The organism is Parafrankia elaeagni (genome assembly GCF_000374165.1).
Classification (GTDB): domain Bacteria; phylum Actinomycetota; class Actinomycetes; order Frankiales; family Frankiaceae; genus Parafrankia; species Parafrankia elaeagni.
Genome location: NZ_KB893756.1, coordinates 16,806 through 36,850 on the forward strand (window position 1 = coordinate 16,806; position 20,045 = coordinate 36,850).

At 73.1% G+C, this 20,045-nt stretch carries 13 protein-coding genes; 7 read left to right on the forward strand and 6 right to left on the reverse strand.

Annotation, left to right across the window (positions count from 1 at the left end; translation table 11 throughout):
• Positions 1-449: 449 nt before the first annotated feature.
• Both B207_RS0125205 and B207_RS0125215 read left to right on the forward strand, forming a co-directional pair.
• Positions 450-1,199: a GNAT family N-acetyltransferase gene (locus B207_RS0125205; protein ID WP_084692319.1), complete on the forward strand. Its 750-nt coding sequence runs from the start codon at positions 450-452 to the stop codon at positions 1,197-1,199.
• Between the two features lie 138 nt (positions 1,200-1,337).
• Positions 1,338-1,874 carry a glutathione peroxidase gene (locus B207_RS0125215; protein ID WP_018639451.1) on the forward strand — a complete coding sequence of 179 codons (537 nt, stop codon included), beginning with the start codon at positions 1,338-1,340 and terminating at the stop codon, positions 1,872-1,874.
• A gap of 164 nt (positions 1,875-2,038) precedes the next feature.
• On the opposite strand, the gene B207_RS0125220 is transcribed toward B207_RS0125215, so the two are convergent.
• Entirely contained in the window at positions 2,039-2,485 is a 447-nt protein-coding gene (locus tag B207_RS0125220; protein ID WP_018639452.1) for a winged helix-turn-helix transcriptional regulator, read from the reverse strand.
• Between the two features lie 685 nt (positions 2,486-3,170).
• Here B207_RS0125220 and B207_RS0125225 point away from each other — a divergent pair.
• From B207_RS0125225 to B207_RS0125240, 4 genes are all read left to right on the forward strand, one after another.
• Complete coding sequence (locus B207_RS0125225) at positions 3,171-6,380, forward strand: DUF2309 domain-containing protein (protein ID WP_018639453.1); 3,210 nt, start codon at positions 3,171-3,173, stop codon at positions 6,378-6,380.
• Positions 6,377-8,683, forward strand: coding sequence for a proton-conducting transporter transmembrane domain-containing protein (locus tag B207_RS0125230; RefSeq protein ID WP_018639454.1), 2,307 nt, complete (start codon positions 6,377-6,379; stop codon positions 8,681-8,683). Before B207_RS0125225 ends, B207_RS0125230 begins: the two co-directional genes overlap by 4 nt.
• Positions 8,677-10,020: a proton-conducting transporter transmembrane domain-containing protein gene (locus B207_RS0125235; RefSeq protein WP_018639455.1), complete on the forward strand. Its 1,344-nt coding sequence runs from the start codon at positions 8,677-8,679 to the stop codon at positions 10,018-10,020. Before B207_RS0125230 ends, B207_RS0125235 begins: the two co-directional genes overlap by 7 nt.
• Positions 10,021-10,129: 109 nt before the next feature.
• Positions 10,130-11,365 carry a PP2C family protein-serine/threonine phosphatase gene (locus B207_RS0125240; RefSeq protein WP_326829007.1) on the forward strand — a complete coding sequence of 412 codons (1,236 nt, stop codon included), beginning with the start codon at positions 10,130-10,132 and terminating at the stop codon, positions 11,363-11,365.
• Between the two features lie 55 nt (positions 11,366-11,420).
• Here the strand turns inward: B207_RS0125240 and B207_RS0125245 are convergent, their stop codons facing one another.
• Positions 11,421-13,664: a serine/threonine-protein kinase gene (locus B207_RS0125245; RefSeq protein WP_018639457.1), complete on the reverse strand. Its 2,244-nt coding sequence runs from the start codon at positions 13,662-13,664 to the stop codon at positions 11,421-11,423.
• 846 nt (positions 13,665-14,510) lie between these two features.
• Between B207_RS0125245 and lpdA the strand changes: the two genes are divergently transcribed.
• The gene (gene lpdA, locus B207_RS0125250) at positions 14,511-15,911 is read left to right on the forward strand and encodes a dihydrolipoyl dehydrogenase (protein WP_018639458.1); all 1,401 of its coding nucleotides are present in this window, start codon (positions 14,511-14,513) and stop codon (positions 15,909-15,911) included.
• A gap of 37 nt (positions 15,912-15,948) precedes the next feature.
• Here lpdA and B207_RS35530 read toward each other — a convergent pair whose 3' ends face one another.
• From B207_RS35530 to B207_RS35535, 4 genes are all read right to left on the reverse strand, one after another.
• Positions 15,949-16,590 carry a GTP-binding protein gene (locus B207_RS35530; protein WP_051102665.1) on the reverse strand — a complete coding sequence of 214 codons (642 nt, stop codon included), beginning with the start codon at positions 16,588-16,590 and terminating at the stop codon, positions 15,949-15,951.
• A 69-nt stretch (positions 16,591-16,659) separates the two neighbouring features.
• Positions 16,660-17,085, reverse strand: coding sequence for a DUF742 domain-containing protein (locus B207_RS0125260; protein ID WP_018639460.1), 426 nt, complete (start codon positions 17,083-17,085; stop codon positions 16,660-16,662).
• A gap of 73 nt (positions 17,086-17,158) precedes the next feature.
• On the reverse strand, positions 17,159-17,608 hold the full coding sequence (locus B207_RS0125265) for a roadblock/LC7 domain-containing protein (protein ID WP_018639461.1): 450 nt from the start codon (positions 17,606-17,608) through the stop codon (positions 17,159-17,161).
• Positions 17,609-17,615: 7 nt separating this feature from the next.
• Complete coding sequence (locus B207_RS35535; RefSeq protein ID WP_018639462.1) at positions 17,616-19,562, reverse strand: sensor histidine kinase; 1,947 nt, start codon at positions 19,560-19,562, stop codon at positions 17,616-17,618.
• Positions 19,563-20,045 lie beyond the last annotated feature (483 nt).

Consider the following 20,045-nt stretch of genomic DNA (forward strand, 5'->3'; position numbering starts at 1 on the left):
TGGCGACCTGTTTACGTCTCGACCGGCGGCGCTGGTTATGTGCTAAATTCGTTCTCAGTTTCCGCCGGACGCCCCTCGGGCCGGGCCGGCGCGATGCGGGATTCGCCTGATCCAGGCACAATTCGGGCGCGGTTCCGGCGGGTGGGGTGACCGCGGGCACCTCCGGACGGGGGTACCCGGGCCGGGTCGGGGGAGCCCCGAGCATCCGAGGTCGGAGGGTTCGGCTGCCCCGTGTCAAGCGTCGTGCGTCCGCGCGGCGTGGCGTGTCGCCGGTCGGAACACCACCTGCGGTCGCCCCCCGGTTGGCTCAGGCGGGCGGCGAGGGCGTCCGCGCGCCGGCTCGTGTGCCGGCGCCCGCGTTACCTGGGTGGGCCTTTCGCGCCGATTCGGCGGCGGCGCATAGTCTGACCGGGGGCGTCCTTCGGCGCCCGTCGCCGGCGGGAGGTTGGATGGGTCCGACGGGCGCGAGCCCGAGCGCGTTGCCGGAGCCTCTCGCCGGATCGGTGGCCGTCACCACCCCGGAGTCCGCGCTCGACAACCCGGTCTGGGCATCGCTGTCAGGCGTCCACGCACATGTCGCCATCGCCCACGGGCGGGCGGCGCGCTACCCACCCGAGATGTCGCCGTTCGCGGCGGTGAGCGACGACAAGGACCCCGACGCCTGGGGAGATCTCGCCGCGCTCGTCGGGCCCGGGGCGCTGCTCGGCTTCGCCGGCCTCAAGTCGCTGCCGCCGCCCGGGTGGGACGTGGTGACCGCGGTGCCCGCGGTCCAGCTGCTGGGCGATGATCTGGCGCCCCGGGCCGACCCGGAGGCGGTCCGGCTCGGCGTGGCGGACGTCCCGGAGATGCTCGACCTGGTCGCGCGGACCCAGCCGGGGCCGTTCGGGCAGCGCACCATCGAGCTCGGCACCTACCTCGGCATCCGCCGTGGCGGCCGGCTTGTCGCGATGGCGGGGGAGCGCATGCGCTTCCCCGGCCGGACCGAGATCAGTGCCGTGTGCACCGATCCGGCGTATCGCGGCGAGGGGCTCGCCACCCGGCTCATCCTGGCGACCGCGCTGCGCGTGCACGCCCGCGGCGACCGGCCGTTCCTGCACGTCGTGGTGTCGAACATGGATGCGATCCGGCTGTACGAGACGCTCGGTTTCACCGCGCGGCGGGAGATGTCGTTCGTCCAGATGCGCACGCCGCCGGCCTAGTGCCGGCGGCCCGCAGATTTCGTCACCATGGCGGTGACAGAATCCTGGCGGTGCAGGTAGCGTCCGATGTGTCCGCGCCTGTTCGGCGCCCGCCGCCGGGCCCGCCGCCGGGCCCGCCCATCGAGAGCCAGGTCGATCATGACTGTCCATGACTTCACCGTCGAGGCGACGGACGGCGCCCCCCGCCCGCTGCGTGACTACGCCGGCAAGACGCTGCTCATCGTCAACGTCGCCAGCAAGTGCGGCCTCACTCCGCAGTACGAGGGCCTGGAGGCGCTGTATCGCGAGCTGAACGGGCGCGGCCTGGAGATTCTCGGCTTCCCGTGCAACCAGTTCGCCGGGCAGGAGCCGGGCACCAACGCCGAGATCCAGGACTTCTGCTCGACGAACTTCGGCGTGACCTTCCCGGTCTTCGCCAAGATCGAGGTAAACGGCCCCGGCGCGGACCCGCTGTACACCTATCTGCGGGCGGAGGCCCCCGGCGACTTCGGGCCCGACTCCGGCTTTCTCTTCGAGCACATCAAGCGCTCGCGGCCCGAGACGATCGGCACCGACGAGGTGAAGTGGAACTTCACCAAGTTCCTGGTGGACGGGGACGGCAAGGTCGTCCGCCGCTTCGAGCCGAACGTCACGCCCGAGGAGATCCGCGGAGAGCTCGACTCCGTTCTCGCCTGAGCCGGTTCCTCGGAACCCCGAGCGGGTTCCGAGGAACGGAAACGGACAGGGAACAGACGGGCAGGTAGGTCGCCGCCCGGCTCGGCCGGGCGGCGGACCGCCGGTGCCCGCCGTAGCCCGTCGGCGCAGCCGGGCCACAGCGGGGTCTCGGGGTCTCGGCCGGGCTACGGGCGGGCCCGCACCTCACCGATCCGGGTGACCGTCGTCCTCCCCATGTCCACCTGCTCCCCGCAGTGCGCGCAGACGCACCGGGGGCGCAGCTCCGCGCCGCACTCGTGGGTCCAGACCGTCGGTGGCGGGCCGGTGGTCACGTACCGGTCGCCCCAGTCCATCAGGCCGAGCAGCACCGGCGTCAGTGCCCGGCCGGCCTCGGTGGCCACGTACTCGTGCCGCGGCGGATGCTCGCTGTACTGCCTCTTCTCCAGCACGCCGGCCTCGACCAGGGTGCGCAGCCGCGCTGCCAGGATGTCCCGGCTCGCCCCGGTGTTCTCGACGATCTGGTCGAACCTGCGCACCCCGAGCAGGATCTCCCGCAGGGTGAGCAGGCTCCACCGTTCACCGACGACGGCGAGCGCGTTCGCGATCGAGCACTCCCGCGCGGTTCGCCCCATCGTCGGCCTCCTCGCCCGGCCGCCCCCGGCGCCGGGGGCGGCGTGGGCTGCCCGGTGCCGGATCGGCCGTGGTCCATCCGAAAATCAAACTTACCACCTCCGAGGCCACCTTCCGTTCTCCGGCGCCGCCGATGATGTGGTGCGGGCTCTTCGCGCAATGCCCCGGCGGCGCTTGCCGTAAAGCGGCGGGGGCTTGCCGTAAAGCGGCGGCGCTTGCCGTAAAGCATTGTGCGAGGTCACGGCCTCGATGGCCGACGGAATGCGCTGGAATTTCCAGGTGGCCCGGGGTGATGGTCACCGAAAGCGTTCCGGTGATTCTCGCCACCGCGATGATCGGCACGTGTCGAGTGGGCCCAGAGTCCCCCATACTGATACATGTCGGGCGACCGGAGTGCCGATGGCGCACCGGTCAGCCTGGTCGGCCCTGGGGTGGGGTGGAGTCGGCCGCGCATTTCTCGCGGGATGCGCGGCCGCCTTCGGCAGGGGTTTTCCGCAGCGCAGCGGGCCCGGCCGGCCCTGTCGGCGGCGAAAGGCCGGTACGGGCCGTGCGTCACCGGTGGAAAGGCCGGTCGGCACCGTTCCCACGGCGCCGGAAGGCGCGTATTCGTCCCGGATCCCGTGGTATCTGCGGTATCTGGGAGAAAACCGGAGAACCGGGCCGCCACCATCGGGGACGGGAGGGGACATGGCTCACGTCGAGGACCAGAGCGAGCTGATCACCCGCATTGTCGAGGAGGTGGCCGAGCTTCTGCCGCCGCAGGCCCCCCTCGGGTACTTCTCGCATCACAACCCCCTACACGCCCTGGAGGAGCTCCCGTTCTCGCGCGCGGTCGAGCACGCCTCGGCGATGCTGGGCACGCAGGCCTTCCAGACGGAGGAGTCGTTCGCCGCCCACCTGTCCTCCGGCCGCATCCTGGCCCGTGACCTCGTCGCCGTTCTGGCGCAGCACGACAGCTCCGCCCCGGCGATCGGGGGCACCGGCACCCGTCCCGGAACCGAGATCGTCCCGGGCGGGCCCAGCTGGGACGACTTCCGGCTCGCCCGGCTCGGGCTGTTCGTCGACGTCCCCCGGGCCGCCGGGGTTCCGTGGCGGCTGTCGGACGGCGGGGAGCTGCGTGAGTTCCACCCGCTGGTCTCCGCGGCGCGCCGCGACGAGCTGACCCGGCAGGCCCGGCGGCGCTTCCCGTCCGAGCGGCGGCGCACCCGGCTGGGCCGCACCACCGCACGCGCCGCCCTGCGGGCCCGGCTGCTGACCGAACTGTGGGCCGACCTGGCGCGCCACGCCCCGCCGGCCGTCCCGCCGCCCGCCCTCCCGCGCCGACGCGACCAGCTGCTCGAGCGTTTCGGCGTGGACGTCGACGAGGCCGTCCACCCGGTGCTGACAGCGCTGTGCGCGGCCTTCCTCGACCAGGGGATGGCCGCCTGGGATCTGCCGCATCGCGAGCAGGGCCTGCTCACCGCGTTCCGGCACCTCCACGGCACGATGGGCGCCCCTCGCGACCCGCTCTGGGCCCTGCTCGGCGGTCATCTCCGTCAGCAGCTCCGGGGTGACTGGTCGGCGCCGCGGACGGTCGCCTGGGCGCTGTGGTCGCTGGGCGTGCCGGTGCCTGCCTGGGCGGGCGCGATCCGGGCGACGCTGGTGTCGCTGCGCGGCTGGGCGGGGATGGTCCGCCAGTTCGAGTGCCACCCCGACCGGGCCCCTTCCCAGCCGGCGCCGGCGCGCCTCATGGACTATCTCGCCGTCCAGCTCACGCTCGAGGCGGTCGCCACCCACAACCTGCTGGGACGCCTCGCCGGCCCCGGTGCCGGCCCCGAGGTCCTCGGCCCGCTCGACTCGTTCGACTCGCTCGGCCCCGGCGCGCAGAGCGGGGCGGACCTGGAGCTGGTCTACGAGGCGTTCATCCTCGCCCAGATCATGGACGTCGACACCGAGCTGCTCGGCGACCCGCGGTGGGCGGGGGCCTGGCTCGGCGCCGTCGCCGGGCTCGGGTCGCGGGAGCGGCGCTGGCTGCTGCACCTCGCGTACGAGCGGCGCTACCGCACCCAGATCCTCGACGCCCTCGCCGCGCACGACCAGCGCCTCCCCGATATCGTCCCGCCCGCCGACTTCCAGGCCGTGTTCTGCATGGACGAGCGGGAGGAGTCGCTGCGCCGGCACCTGGAGGAGATCCACCCGCGGGTCCGCACCTTCGGCGCCGCCGGCTACTTCGGTGTCGCGATGGCCTACCAGGGCCTCGACGACGTCCGCCCGCGGGCGCTGTGCCCCGTGGCCATCACGCCCACCACCCTGGTCGTCGAACGTGCCGTGGAGGCCGGCGAGGTGGCGGCCTACGAGCGGTCGCGGCGCCGCGACGCCCATCGCCACCACATCCTCACGGCCGCCCGCGGCAGCTCCGGACGCCCCGCCGGGTACGCCGCGGTGGCCGGGCTCGCCGGGCTGCTTCCGCTGGCGGTCGGCGCCGTCGCGCCGAGAAGCGCCGGTGAGCGGGGCCGGCCGCGGACCGGTGATCACCAGGGTGACGATCACCGGGACGGCGAGCGGCCGCGGACGCGCCTCGCCCTCGAAGCCGCCGAGACGGCCGAAGCCGTGAAAACGGTCGGCCTGGTGCCCGGCGTCGGCACGCGGCCGCTGCGGCCGGGGTTCACCGTCGCGGAGATGACCGAGATCGTCGACACGCTGCTCACGACGATCGGCCTGACCGGCCCGGCGGGGCCCCTCGTCTTCGTGATCGGGCACGGCTCGTCCAGCGTCAACAACCCGCATGCGGCGGCCTACGACTGCAGTGCCACCGGCGGCGGCCGCAGCGGCCCGAACGCGCGGGCGTTCGCCGCCATGGCGAACCACCCGCAGGTCCGTGCAGAGCTGGCACGCCGCGGACGCCCGATCTGGCCGGGAGCCTGGTTCGTCGGCGGCCACCACGACACCTGCGAGGGCTCGCTGACCTGCTACGACACCGACCTTGTGCCCGCCCACCTGCAGACCCCGCTCGCCCGGGCCACCGAGGCGCTGCGGTCAGCCGTCGAGCTCGACGCGCACGAGCGCTGCCGCCGGTTCGAAACGGTCGGACCCGACGTGGCCGCGGGTGCCGCGCACGCCCACGTGCGGGGGCGCTCGACCGACATCGCCCAGTCACGCCCCGAGTACGGGCACAGCACCAACGCCACCTGCGTGATCGGGCGTCGCTCGCGAACCCGCGGGCTGTACCTCGACCGGAGATCCTTCCTGGTCTCCTACGACCCCACCACCGATGCGGACGGGGCGGTGCTCACCCGGCTGCTCCTGTCCGCGGGGCCGGTCGGCGCCGGCATCAGCCTCGAGTACTACTTCAGCCGGGTCGACCCCACCGGGTTCGGCGCCGGGTCGAAGCTCCCGCACAACATCAGCGGTCTGGTGGGCGTCATGGACGGGCACGCCTCCGACCTGCGCACCGGCATGCCCTGGCAGTCGGTGGAGATCCACGAGCCGATGCGGCTGCTGATGATCGTGGAGGCGGAGCCGGAGCTGCTGGCCCGGATCGTGCGGGACAGTCCGCCGCTGCGCAGGCTCGTCGACGGCGGCTGGATCCAGCTCGTCGCCTGGGACCCGTACTCGCCACGGACCTGGGTCCACCGCGACGGCGGTTTCGAGGCGCACGAACCGGAGAACCTCCGCCTGCCCGTGGTGGCCCGTTCGGAGCACTACTACGCGGGCCAGCGTGACCATCTGCCGCCCGCGCACGTCCTCGCCGCCTTCGGCGCTCCGTCCCCCGAGCGGGTTCTCGAGCCGGTTCCGGAACCGGTTCCGGAACCGGAGCCGGAGCCGGAGCCGGGCGCGGGCGGGCGCCGTCAGGCGGCGGTCATCCGGCTGCCCGAGCAGGCCCACGAACCGCGACCGGTCCGGCAGGACAGTTCATGACCGGCGACTCGGCAGGCGGAACCTCCGGTGGGCTCCTGCCCGCGGCGCTGGTGACCGCGGTCGCCGCCCCCGCCGCCGCCGTCACGGTGCTCGCCGGCCTCATGTGGTTCGGCCGGGCCCGGTCGGAGCGGCTGATCAGGGCCATCGTGGCGTCGTCCTTCACCGTCGTGGCCCTCGCCTGCGGGCTGCTCGCCGGTGGCATGGTCCTGCGCGGCCACGAGTCGATCGGCGCCGAGGCCGGTCCGTGGTTCGGCGCCGGGGAACACACGTTCACCTGGCAGCTGAGCGCGGACGCGGTCTCCGTCCCGTTCGCGCTCGTCGCCGCCGTCCTCATCGGGCTGACGGGTGCGGTGTCGGCCCGCTACCTGCACCGGGAGCCCGGCTTCGCCCGGTTCCACCTGCTTCTGCTGCTGTTCGGCGGCAGCGTCGAGCTGACGGTCCTGGCCGGCGACCCGCCGGCGCTGTACTTCGGGTGGGAGCTCGTCGGGCTGACATCCGCGCTGCTCATCGCGTTCTTCGTCGAGCGGCGGGCGCCGGTGCGCCACGGCCTGCGGGCCTTCCTCACCTACCGCGCCGGCGACGCCGGTCTGCTGGTGGCCGCGATCTGGATCGGGCAGCTCGCGAGCTCGCCCGACGGCGGTGACCCCGCGCACGCCGACGGCTGGGACGCCATTCTGGCCGCGCCGGGCGTGGTCGCCCATGCGCCGGCGCTGTGCTTCCTGCTGCTGGCCGCGGTTCTGGCCAAGTCGGCCCTGATCCCCGTCGGCGGCTGGCTCCCGCGGGCGATGGAGGGGCCGACCCCGTCCAGCGCGGTGTTCTACGGGGCGGTGTCCATCCACCTCGGCCCCTACCTGCTGCTGCGCGCCGAGCCGCTGTTCGCGCACGCTCCGGCCGCCCGCGTGGCGGTGGTGTTCGTCGGGGCGCTGACGGCCCTGCACGCCACCGTGGTCAGCCGGGCCCAGAGCGACGTCAAGAGCGGGCTGGCCTACGGGTCGATGACCCAGGTCGGGCTGATCGTGGCCGAGATCGGGCTGGGGCTGCACACGCTTGCGCTCACGCACATCCTCGTCCACGCGACGCTGCGCTGTGCACAGATCCTTCGCTCACCCAGCGCGCTGCGTGACAGCCAGCGCCTGGAGCAGGCACAGAGTGGTGCCCCCACATCCGCATCCCGGCCGGGACGGATCACGCCCGCGCGGTGGCAGCCCCGGCTGTACCGGTACGCGTTCGAGAGGGGAGACGCAGACGTGGTGCTTCGCCAGGTCGGAGGAGCCGCCGCGCGTGCGCTGACGGCGATCGACCGCTGGCAGCGGCAGGCTGCCGGCATCATCAGCGGGGGGAACGGCACCGCCCTCACGCCCGCTCATCCTGCCACCGGGCAGGTCGGCGGCCCGGGTGGTTCCGCCAGTGGGCCGGAACCGGTCCACGGGGACTGGTGGCCGTGGGCGACGACGGACACCGTGGTGGCACCGGCACCGGCTGAGCCGACACCGCGGCCTGAGCAGGCACCGCGGCCTGAGCCGACACCGCGGCCTGAGCAGGCACCGCCGAGGGCCGGCAGCAGGCCGCTGGACGGTGGGTCGCTGGACGGTGGAGCAGCACCGCAGCACTCGGCACCTGTGACGACGTCCCGCCCCGCGGGACGCCGGGCGCAGGAAGGCTCCGGGCCCTACGGCGCGGACTCGTACACCTTCGAAACCACCTCGGAACCATCCCCATCGGCCCTGGCGGCGCACCGGATTCCCGGGCAGCCGGGTCCGCTGGCGGTCTCCCGCCCCGGGGCCGTCTCCCGCCCCGGAGACCCGCCGGGCCTGCCGGAGACCACCCGGCCCTCCGTGCCACCCAGGCTCCCGGTGCCGCGCCCGGCGGTGGACGATGCCGTCGTCGCCTCCCGCCCCGCCGCCGGACCCGCCTCCGCCGAGCCGGTCGAGGCTGATCCCGTGACGGGTGATCCCGTGACGGTCGAGCTGGTGCCGGTCGAGCTGGTGGCGGTCGATCCTGCGGCGGAGGAGCCGATGACGGCCGAAGCCGCGGCCGGCGTCGGTGTCGGCGCCGACACCGACACCGACGCCGCGCCGGGTACCAGTGCCGAGCCGGCCGGCAGGCCGACCGACGCGGACAAGGCGCCGGCGAGGGCGGCGGACGTCCGACCCGCCTGGCCGGACAACGAGCCCCCGCGGCGCCTCACCGCGCATCGTGACTCGGCCGGTGGGGGGACCCGCCCGGCGCTGCCCGCGGAGGACCGGCCGCGCTTCCCGACCGACGTCCGCCCTGTCCGGCCGCGCGCGGGCGGGCCGTGGTGACGCTGGCGGTCGCCCCGCTCGTCGCCACAGCCGCCCTGCTGGCCGGTTCGGCCGCGGCGTGCCGGGCCCCTGACGCCCGGGCCGCCCGGGCGGTCGCGACCGGCTGCGTCGCCGTGACGACCGCCGCCGCTGCCGCCGCGATGGTGGTGGAGCGCGTGGGCACGCCGACCGGCGTGCCCGGGGTGGTGCTGTTCGCGTCCGGTGCCGGGCGCTGGATGCCGCTGGTGACCCTGCTCGCCGGCCTGGCCGCGACGGCGCTCGCTCCCGTGCCGTCCCATGGTCGCCGCACGTTCGCCCGGATTCTGCTCATCCTGGCCTGCGGCGCCGCGGCCACGGCGGTGGCCGCACCCGCGGCGGCTGTCGCGTCCTGGGCACTGTCCGCCTTCGTCGTCTGGCGAGAGCTTCGCGCGGACGGGGGCGGGGCGGGTCGGCGCGGCGCGGCGCGGTTGTTCGGACTGCATCACGCGCTGGGGGTGGGCGCCTGTACGAGCGGCCTGCTGCTGGCCCACCGGCCCGGAACGACCGCGCTGGCCGCATTGCTGGTCACCGTCGGGGTGGGTGTCCGTCAGTGTCTCCTGCCGCTGCACCTGTGGCACGACTCCCTTGCCCGGGCCGCCCCACCGGGGATCCTGGTCGCGTTCACAGCGGGGCCGGCGGGGCTGCTGCTGCTTCCCGAGATCACCGCGGCGCTGCCCGCGAGTGGCCCGGCCGGCTCCGGGGGGTGGGGCTGGGACTGGGGCTGGCCCGCCGTCGCCGCCGCCCTGGCGACCGCGCTCCTGGGAGCCGGGCTCGGGCTCGTCGCGCGTGACATCCGTACCGCGCTGGCCCAGGTCAGCCTTGCCCTGACCGGCATCGTGACCTGTGGTGCGCTGGCCGGGTCCGGGCTGGCGCAGGCCGGAGCGGTCGTCGCCTGGCAGGTCGGCGCGGTCGCCACCGGCGGCGCGGTCATGATCGCGGCGGCGACGGAGGCCCGGCGCGGTCCGATGGCGCTGCCCGGCCAGGGCGGTTGCTTCGCCCGTACCCCGCGGCTGGCCGTGGCGTTCCTGTTGTTCGGGCTCACCGCCGTCGGCTACCCGGCGACGGTCGGCTTCATCTGGGAGGACCTGCTCCTCGACGGTGTCGGGGGCTGGTTCGTCCCGCTGGCCGGCGCCCTCGTGCTGGCCGTCGCCGGCTCCGGCGCAACCATCATGAAGTGGTACTTCGCCGGCTACACCGGACGTCGTGACCATCTCGGCGAACACGACCTGACCACCCGCGAGTTCCGGGCTGTCACCCTGCTGCTTGCCGTGCTGCTGCTGGCCCAGGTGCATCCGGGCCTCATCCTGCCCCGGTACTGAGCCCCGCCGGCAGGGGTACGGCCGGGGACGGCCGGGAACAGGGGAAAGGTGGTTCTGGACGAGACACGGCGGAGCGGGGCCCGCTGATGGACGTCACGGGCTGGCCGCGGTGAGCGCGTCTCGGAGCGCCGGGCGAACCGGCAGGGTGGCGACCTGGCGGGCCGCCCGCAGCGCTGGCAGCCCGGTGGCCGGGCTCGCGCGCCAAGGGGTCGCACTGGCGGCTCCCCTGGTGCTCTTGTGCGCGATCCTCGCGATCCAGCTGGCCAGCACCCACTGGACGATCCTGGAACTCACCGTGCTGTCCCCGCTGCTCGCCGCGACCCTGTCCGGGCCGGTGCTGACCGGCGCCTACGCGATACTGGCCATTCTCGGCAGCGCCCTGGTGGGGCTCGTCGACGGCCTGTTCACCGTGCAGGACGGCGGTCTGGCCGCCCAGCTGGTCCGACTGACCGGCATCCTGCTGGGCGGTGTGATGGCCGTCCTGGTCAGCAGGTACAACACCCGCCGCGAGACCAAGCTGCAGAACGTGACCAGAGTCGCCGAGGTGGCCCAGCGGGCCGTCCTGCCGCTGGCACCGACGGTCTCGGGAGATCTGCGCCTCGCGGTCCGGTACGAGAGCGCCGCCACCGACGCGATGGTCGGCGGCGATCTCTACGAGGTCGTCGACAGCCCGTGGGGAACCCGGCTGCTGGTCGGCGACGTGCGGGGGAAGGGCCTGGACGCGGTCCGGATCGCCAGCCACGTGCTCGGCTGTTTCCGGCTCGTGGCCAAGCACCGGGCCGGTCTCGTCTCCGTCCTCGCCGACCTGGACGAGGAGGTCGCCGACGTCAGCGGTCTCGACGACTTCGTCACCGCCGTCGCCGTGCAGATCCGCGACGGCCGGCTGGACATGGTCAACGCGGGCCACCCCGACCCGCTGCTGGTGCGCGCCGGCATCGCGCGGGCACTCGCCCCGCACGGCCGGAGCTCGCCCCTCGGACTTCTCGCCGGCGACATCGACATCACCTCGTTCACCCTCCAGGCCGGCGACCGCGTGCTGCTGTACACCGACGGCATCGCCGAGGCGCGTAACAGTGAGTCGAGAGCCTTCTTCCCGCTGGCGTCGGCCGTGACGGAGACACTCAGCCAGGACCGTCCCCTCGGTGACTGCCTGGACGACCTCGTCCGCAGGGTGCAGCGGTGGACCAGGTCCGCTCTCGGTGACGACGTCGCGCTGCTCGCCGTCGAGCTGCCCGCAGCGGTGCCGCGGCACCGGCCAGCACCGGCGGCCCGGTCCGACCCGATCGCCGCCGGCGGATCAGGGCCGGACCCGGCCCCCCGACCGGCCGACCACACCCGAACCTGACACCAGCTGGCTCACACCAGCTGGCTCACACCGGGTGGGCCGGCATCGGGCGTCGTCAGTGCTCGTCCACGGTGCCGTCACAGCTGTAGACGAGAATCCGGTCGTCGTCGTTGTCGTCCGTGTGGCTGATCCTCATCGAGCTGGCGCGGACCCAGCCGTAGTTCTCGGTGCCGTCGAGCCGGGCCCACCACCAGACGTCGTCCGACTTGGCGACGACGCTGCACCACAGCCAGAACTTCCGCCCGCGGACGTAGGTCGCGCTGCTGTCGCAGCTGTCGTCGGGGCCGTCCCGCAGCTCCGCAACGCCGGTCAGGACGCCGGTTCCGTCGCTGTTGGCCCGGGTCGCCGGCCTGGCCGGGCAGCCCAGCTGCTGGACGGGGCGAGCGGGAGCGCCGGTCGCCCCGTCCAGCCAGTCGGTGGCGGGACTGCCACTGGCCGGGCCGGGACCGGTCGCGCCGTCGGAGCCGGAGCCGGAGTCGGAGCCGGACGGGGTGGGTGTCGGTGCGGTGCTGGGCACCGCCTCGCGGACACCGCCCGCCACTCCGTTGCCGCGCGACGGTGTGATCACGAGCGCCACCGGCTCGCCGCCGCCCACGGGCTTCGACAGCAGCCAGAAGAACACCGCGCCGACGATGACAAGCACGGCCAGCAGGACAGTCACGAACCGGCGCCGGCGCCCGCGCCCGCGAGTACGGCGCGGGTGCGGCGGCTCGGCCGGCCCGTCGGCGGCCTCGCTGCCGGCGGATGCCGACGGAACGCCGACGGCTGCGACAGCGTCGGTGACCCGGCCGCCGCCGTCCGGCGGCTCCGCTGCGGCGGAACCGCCACCTGCCGCCGCAGCCGTGCCGGTAGGTGCGGGCGGGTCACCTGCGGTGTGCGCCCCGCCCTCAGCCGGTGGGATCCCCGGGGTGCCGCCCTCGGCCGAACGGCCAGCACCACCGGCGTGGCTTCCAGCGCCCGGCCGGCCTGCGCCGGCAGCCGCGAGTGCCCCGACGGCGGCGACAGCGATGTCGGTCGGTGCCCCGGCCTCCAGCGCGCGGGGAGTCGGCGGCGCGCACAGCGCCCGGGGCACCCGCCCCGCGGTGAGCGCCCGGGGGGCGCCGGCCGTGCTGAGCGCCCGGGGGGCCTGGTGAGGCTGGTGGGGCGGCAGAGCGTGGTGGGCCGGGTGTGCCAGGGGTGCTGACTGGGCGAGTGGTGCCGGTACTGCCGGCAGGCCGGGCACACCGGCGCTGACGGGCACGCCGGGACCGCCGGGACCGCCGGGACCGCCCGGCGGGCGGTGCGGGAACGGCGCGGACGACGGGTGCGGTCCCGCGATCGCGTCGGTCGGTGCGGGTTCGCTGGGGAAAGGCGTGCCGAGGGCGTCCATCGCGTCCGGTGCGCCGGTCGGCGCGGACTGGAACGTCGACGGTGGCGCCGGCAGCAGCGTCGTCGTCGGGGAGGGCACGGTGGAGATCCGGTAGCGGGTCACCTCGGCCGCCACTGTCGGCGGCAGCCACCCGCCCCCCGTGGAGAGGAACAGGTCGTCGGTGATCGCGGACCGGCACAGATCGATGACCTGCGTGGACGTCGGGCGCTCCGCGGGATCCTTGGCCAGGCACCGGGCGAGCACCTCCCGGACGTTCTCCGGGCAGTGGTCCCAGTCGGGCTGCTGGTGCTCGATGCGGTGGAACACCGCGGCGTCGGAACCGAACGGCGGCCGTCCGGTCAGTGCGTAATAGGCGGTCGAGCCGAGTGCGAACACGTCGCCCGCCGCGTCGATCTGTTTTCCGCGGACCTGTTCCGGTGACATGAATGCGGGTGTTCCTATGCGTACACCCGTTTGGGTCATTGCCGCGGTTGATGTTTCGATCGCACGCGCCACACCGAAATCAATGACCCGTGGTCCGTCGTCGGCGAGGATGACGTTGCCGGGTTTCAGGTCACGGTGGATCACGCCCGCGCTGTGGATGGACTGCAGTGCCTCGGCGACGCCCGCGATCAGCATGAGCACGGTCGCCGACGGCAGGGCGCCCTGGCGGACGACGGCGACCGCGAGCGAGGGCGCCGCGACGTAGGCGGTGGCGATCCACGGGCGCAGGGCCTCGGGGTCGGCGTCGATGACCGGCACGGTGTAGGGCCCCTGGACCCGCCGGGCGATCGCCACCTCCTTGGCGAACCGGCTGCGGAAATCGGGGTCGGTGGCGAGTTCCGGGCGGGCGACCTTGAGCGCGATCGGACGCCCGCCGGGGGTGTACGAGAGGTACACCGCACCCATGCCACCCTCGCCGATCCGGGCGCGCAGCAGATATCGGCTCACACTGTGCGGATCATGCGGTGTCAGCGGAGTAAACACCGCATCGCGCACGGGCTCGATCCGACCGGCGGGCGCTGCCGGCTCGCCTGGACCTACCCCGACCGCGCTTGGCGGTGTGTTGTTCATCGTCCCCCTCCCGGGGCCGCGCCCAAATCGAATGACCACGTCCTGGAGAACAGCCGTGTCATCGCAAATGGGATTAAGGCAGTCATCGCATCTTATGGGCGTGTACCAGCGCATCCGCCTGTTCGTGCGGGTGGCGTACCTCCGGTTGCCAGCCGCTCCCGGACCGCCGCTCCGGCTGCGCGGGAGATCGCCGGCCGTCCGCGGGCGGCCGTGTCCGGGCCTGCCACCTGCGTCGGACGGTGGTGTCGGGCAGTGGACAGGCAGGGCCGTCCGTGCTGGTCCGGACCCTGGCGGGATGCCCGCGTGCCGTCCGGGCGAGGCGCCCGTCGCCCCGACGGGCCGCCCGGATGGGTGGGAGCGGGCCGCAGGGCCCGACCTGGCGCCGGCCTTCCGGCCCTGGCGTCAGGACCGCGGCTGTGATCCCCGCTACGGTCGGGAAGCAGGCGGCCACGATGGCGATCAGGCGCGGGCCGGCGCACCTCGGCCCGGCCGGCACACCTCGGCCCGGCCGGCTCCCGCGGGCCGCGGGCTGTGAATAGTGCGTCGTAGTGCGTCCGGTCGTCAGTCCGGCCTGATCGCAGTGAGCGCAGGCGGTCGCCCCGTTTGGCGGCGGGCCCGGCGTGCCCATCTGTGGGCGAGAAGGAACAGGGCTGGCACCATGCGTGGCTGAAGTCTCCGCACCGCGCCGTGAGTCGGCGTCCAGGACGATCGTAGGGTGGACCTATGGCAGCGCACTTTGATCTCGTTGTCCTTGGTGGAGGTCCGGGCGGCTACGTCGCGGCGATCCGCGCGGCCCAGCTCGGGATGTCGGTCGCCGTCGTCGAGGAGAAGTACTGGGGCGGGGTCTGCCTCAACGTCGGCTGCATCCCCTCCAAGGCGCTGCTGCGCAACGCCGAGCTCGCCCATCTGTTCGCCCACGATGCCAAGACCTTCGGCATCTCCGGCGAGGTGAGCTTCGACTTCGGCGCCGCCTTCGACCGCAGCCGCCAGGTGGCGGACGGCCGGGTCAAGGGCGTGCACTTCCTGATGAAGAAGAACAAGATCACGGAATACACGGGCCGCGGCACCTTCCGCGACCCCAACACCCTGGACGTGGCGCTCTCCGACGGCGGCAGCGACCAGGTGACGTTCGACAGTGTGATCATCGCGACCGGCTCGCGGGTGCGGCTGCTGCCCGGGGTCGAGCTGTCCGACAACGTCGTCACCTACGAGACCCAGATCCTCACCCGCGACCTGCCGCGCTCGATGGCGATCGTCGGAGCCGGCGCCATCGGCATGGAGTTCGCCTACGTCCTGCGTAACTACGGCGTCGACGTCACGATCATCGAGTTCCTCGACCGCCCGCTGCCGAACGAGGACGCCGACGTCTCCAAGGAGATCCTCCGCCAGTACAAGAAGCTGGGCGTGCCGATCCTGACCTCGACCAAGGTCGAGACGGTGACCGACAACGGCTCCTCGGTGACGGTCGAGTACACCGGCTCCGGCGGCGCGCACGGCTCGCTGCAGGTCGACAAGGTCCTGATGTCCATCGGGTTCGCGCCGAACGTCGAGAACTTCGGCCTGGAGAACACCGGCGTCGCCCTCACCGACCGCGGTGCGATCGCGATCGACGACTACATGCGCACCAACGTCGAGCACATCTACGCGATCGGTGACGTGACCGCCAAGCTGATGCTGGCGCATGTCGCCGAGGCGCAGGGCGTCGTCGCCGCCGAGGCCATCGCCGGCGCCGAGACGAAGACGCTCGGTGACTACCGGATGATGCCCCGGGCCACGTTCTGCCAGCCGCAGGTCGCCAGCTTCGGCCTGACCGAGGCGCAGGCCCGCGAGGAGGGCCACGACATCAGGGTCGCCAAGTTCCCCTTCACCGCGAACGGGAAGGCGCACGGCCTCGGCGACCCGAACGGTTTCGTCAAGCTCATCTCCGACACGAAGTACGGGGAGCTGCTCGGCGGCCACCTGATCGGCCCGGACGTCTCCGAGCTTCTGCCCGAGCTGACTCTCGCGCAGAAGTGGGACCTCACCGCGTTCGAGCTCGCCCGCAACGTGCACACCCACCCGACGCTCAGCGAGGGCCTGCAGGAGGCCATCCACGGCCTCGCCGGCCACATGATCAACCTTTGAGGGTGACGCGCCCCCAGGGCGTCACCGGGGCCGGACGCTAGGCGCCGGCCCCGGTGTCCCCGGTGTTTCCCTTGTCCGCGGACCTGGCCAGCGCCAGGGTGTGCACGACCAGCTCCCGCAGGACCTGCCCGGTCGAGGCTGAATCCCGGGCGTCACAGGTGACGAGCGGGACCTCCGCGCGCAGGCCGAGAGCCTCCCGGACGTCACCGACGTCGTGCCACAGCTTTCCCTCGAAGCGGTTGACGGCGACGATGAACGGAACCGTCGAGTCGTGCTCGAAGTAGTTCAGTGCGGTGAACGACTGCTCGAGCCGCCGGCTGTCCACGAGGACGATGGCGCCCAGCGCACCCCGTGACAGGTCGTCCCAGAGGAACCAGAAGCGCGGCTGCCCCGGGGTGCCGAAAAGATAGAGGATGAGATCCGGGTAGAGGGAGATGCGGCCGAAGTCCATGGTCACGGTGGTCGTGTGCTTCGCCTCGCTCAGCGTGAGGTCATCGATGCCCTCGCCGGCCTCCGTCAACCACGCCTCGGTGTTCAGCGGCGGGATCTCCGACACCGACCGGACCAGTGTCGTCTTGCCCACCCCGAACCCGCCCGCGATGACGATCTTCGCGGAGATCGCGGGCGGGGGGTCGCCGGCGGCTGCCGCCGGATCGCCCTGGCCGGTGGAGCTGGCCACAGCCGCCGCGCTGCCGTTCGGCCTGAATCCGTTCACGGGCGTCCGCCCAGGTGCCGGACCCCGCGGCTGTCAGACCGGGAGTTCACGCAGGCCACTGAGAATCCTCTCCAGAACAGTGCGGTCGTGGTGGTAGGTGTGGGCTGTGGGATGCAGCAGGACGGCCCCCTGCGCGGCGAGATCGCTGATGAGTACACGGACCACTCCGAGCGGAATGGCGAGCATCGCGGACAGCTCGGCTATCGACAGCTGCGACCGTGCCCGCTCGTAGAGCGCCCGGGACTCCGGCATCAGTGTTTCGCTGAGCGTCGGATCGTAGCGCGGGACGGAGACCATGGTTTCCATCAGCAGGTGGTGCCGGGCCCTCGTCCGCCCGCCGGTGAGGGCGTACGGTCGGATCCGCCTGCTGCGCGGGCCCGGTTTCTCCTGCTTCTTCTGCCTCTCCTGGCTCTCCCGCTTCTCCGGTGTGCTCTGCGCGGCGTCTTCGGGCATGGTCATCTGTCTCACGTTCCTGGTCCGTCGCGCCCGGTGTGGTCCGCGGGGGTCTGACGCGCCGCGTCGCCGCATCCGCTCAGCTCAGGCCTGGTAGCTGCGGGCCGACCAGTACGCGGCGCAGGTCGGCCCGACGGTCCGGAGTGAGGGCGTGGCCGGCGTGCAGGACGAACTGCGTCATCTCGTAGGCGACGACCTTCATGTCGCAGTCCGGCCCGGTCAGCACCGCGAGACCGGCCCCGTCGTTGATGCCCATGAACAGGAAGTAGCCCTTGGACATGCGCACGATGATCTGTTCACAGGTCCCCTTGGCGAACAGCTGCGCGCTGTTGCGGGCAAGGCTGATCATCGCGCTCGCGATCGCGGCGAGCTGGTCGCGCTCGGCCGACGAGACGCCGTCGGACGCCGCCAGCGACAGCCCGTCGGCGGAGAGGATCAGGGCGTGGGAGACGCCATGGACCTTGCCCACGAAGTCATTGATCAGCCAGCGGAAGTCGAAGTCCGCGGGGCGATTGCTCTGATCCGTCACTGATTTCCTAGTCCCCTCGCTGGTGCCGGTGGGCAGTCTGTTCGCCTTCGCTGAAGGCATCGAGGTCCGCGAGCAGCCGTGCGTGGTCGGCGGCCCGGTCCTCGTCCGGTGCTGTCGGCTGTGTCCGATGACCGTTCAGTCCGTTGCTGCCGGGCCCGTCTGGACCGGGAGCAGCTGTGTCGTGACCGGCTGAGCCGGTGGGAGCCGACGCCGTCGCGTCGACGTCCTCGGCGTTGACCGGATCCGGCGCCGCGGTCTCGTTGCCGGTGCCAGCCGTAGCCGCGTCACTCGCGGCCGTGTCGGCCGTGTCGGCTGTGTCAGTCGTGTCGGCGGTGTCGGTCGGTGTCCCGGTTTCGCCCGCGTCCGGACCGGGCGTGCCGGCTGTCGTGGGGCTGCCCGCGTTTCCGGGCGGGCCGGGGGGCTGGTCGGCGGCCGTCGTCCGCAGGCTGCGGGAGACCCGGCGGGGGAGGCCCGTCGACGTTGTCCCGCTCGTCAGCGCCGCCGTGGACGGGGGCCCGGAGAGCAGACCGCTCCGTTGGGCGGCATCCGGAGCGGTGTCGGCATCCGGAGCGGTGTCGGCGGGTGGCGCGGTGTCGGCGGGTGGCGCGCCTGGGCCGCCGAACAGCGAGCTCGGTGACCGTCCCGTGGTGCTGTGGGTGGCGTGATCGACGGCCGCGGAGCGGCTGAGGGCCGACAGCCGGAAAGAGCCGTTGTGCGGACCGCCGTTGTGCGGACCGGAGCCAGGTCCCGCGGTGGAACCGGTGCCCGCCGCCGGGGTCGCCGCGGACTCGTCGGTGCCCCCGGCGGCGTCGTGCCGGGCAGCGCTGCCCCGCACCGGGAACCCCCTGCCCGCGGCGGCCGCGGGGTGGGGCTGCACCGTCTGGGCTCCCGACCAGTTGCCCTCGGGTAGCTCGCAGATCAGGCCGGGCGGGATCAGTACCGAGGCGGTCGTGCCGTGCGGCTGGCGGGTGTCCAGCCACGTCCGCAGGCCATGCCGGATCGCCAGTCGGTGGACCACAGCGAGACCCATGTGGCGGACGGCGTCATCGTCCAGGACCGGCTCGCCGGCCAGCCGCTCGTTGATCTGCGCGAGCCGCTCCGGCGGGAAGCCGATGCCGTCGTCCTCGACGCGCAACAGCGCGCTGCCGGTCTCCGTCAGGTGGATGCCGACCCGCACCGGCGCGGTGGGCGGCGACGACCTGGTCGCGTTGTCCAGCAGTTCGGACAGCACGCGCCCGACGTCCTCGGCGGCGAACCCGATGACACCGAGCGAGACCACCCGGCCGATCACCACCCGCGAGTAGTGGTCGATGGACGACATCGCCGCGCGGATGACGTCGACGAGCGCGGTGCTGTCGGCAGTGCCCTCGCCGGCGTCGTGGCCGGCGAGGACGCGCAGGTTCTCGGCGTTGCGGCGCAGCCGCGCGGCGAGGTGGTCGAGACGGTACAGCTCGGCGAGGCGGTCGGCGTCCTCCTCCTTCGCCTCCATCTCCTCGAGCTGGGAGAGCAGCAGGTCGACGAGGTTCAGATCGCGCAGCGCGATGTCCGCGCAGATCGCGGCGAGCGCGTCGGAGCCGCTGCCCGCCGTGCCCTGCGCCGCACCGTTGCTGACCGCGGCGGACGCGGCGCCGGTCCCCTCCCGGTGCGACCTTGTCGTGCGCGAGATCCGTCCCGCGGGCGCCGTCGGCGTGCCCGGCCGCGCGGGCGCGGGCGAGGACGGCCCGCGCTGCGGTGCGCCGGCGGCGGGAACCCCCGGCCGGGTACGGGCTCTGGCAGACGACGGGGTCGGCCGGTCGCCGACGTCGCTGCCGTCACCGTCGTCGCCGTCGCCGGCTGGCTCGGACGCCTGATCGCGTAACTCGACCCCGGCGCCGGGCGGCGGGGACGCGCTGTCGCGGGAGGCTCCCAGGAGCGAGCGTGATCGGTTGAGCAGATCTCGTGCTCGCGGCGTCATCGCGTCCCACTTGCTCTCGTCGGGTATGGGACTCTCCTGACACCGGTAGCCCCGCTGGGGAGCTATGCAACCAGAAGCACTGGTTTGTGTTCAACTGCGACTTTCTCGATCATCTGACTGCGGGCCTCCGGCGGAACGAGCTGTTTCCCGTTTGATTAGCCCCGGCCGCGTGATGGGCATCCGCCGGGTCGGTTCCCAACCAGGGCTGCGCAGAGATCGCACCAGGTTGTGATCAGTGACGTTCCGTAGCCACGTTGTGGGGCGCCTCAAGGTGCCTTGCGCGGAGCGGAGCGAGTTGGATGCGATCCCGCCACGCTCGCCCGGGATGGGCCGCACAAATCAAGGCCACGCACACCCGGATCAAATTCCGAGGAAACGACGCAGAGCTTCACCGGAGAAACTCCGGCAGCCGAATTACCGAAAACGTGGCCAGCCGTAGTGACGGAAGTGGCCTTCCAGTCGGATGATGAAAGCGCGACCAAA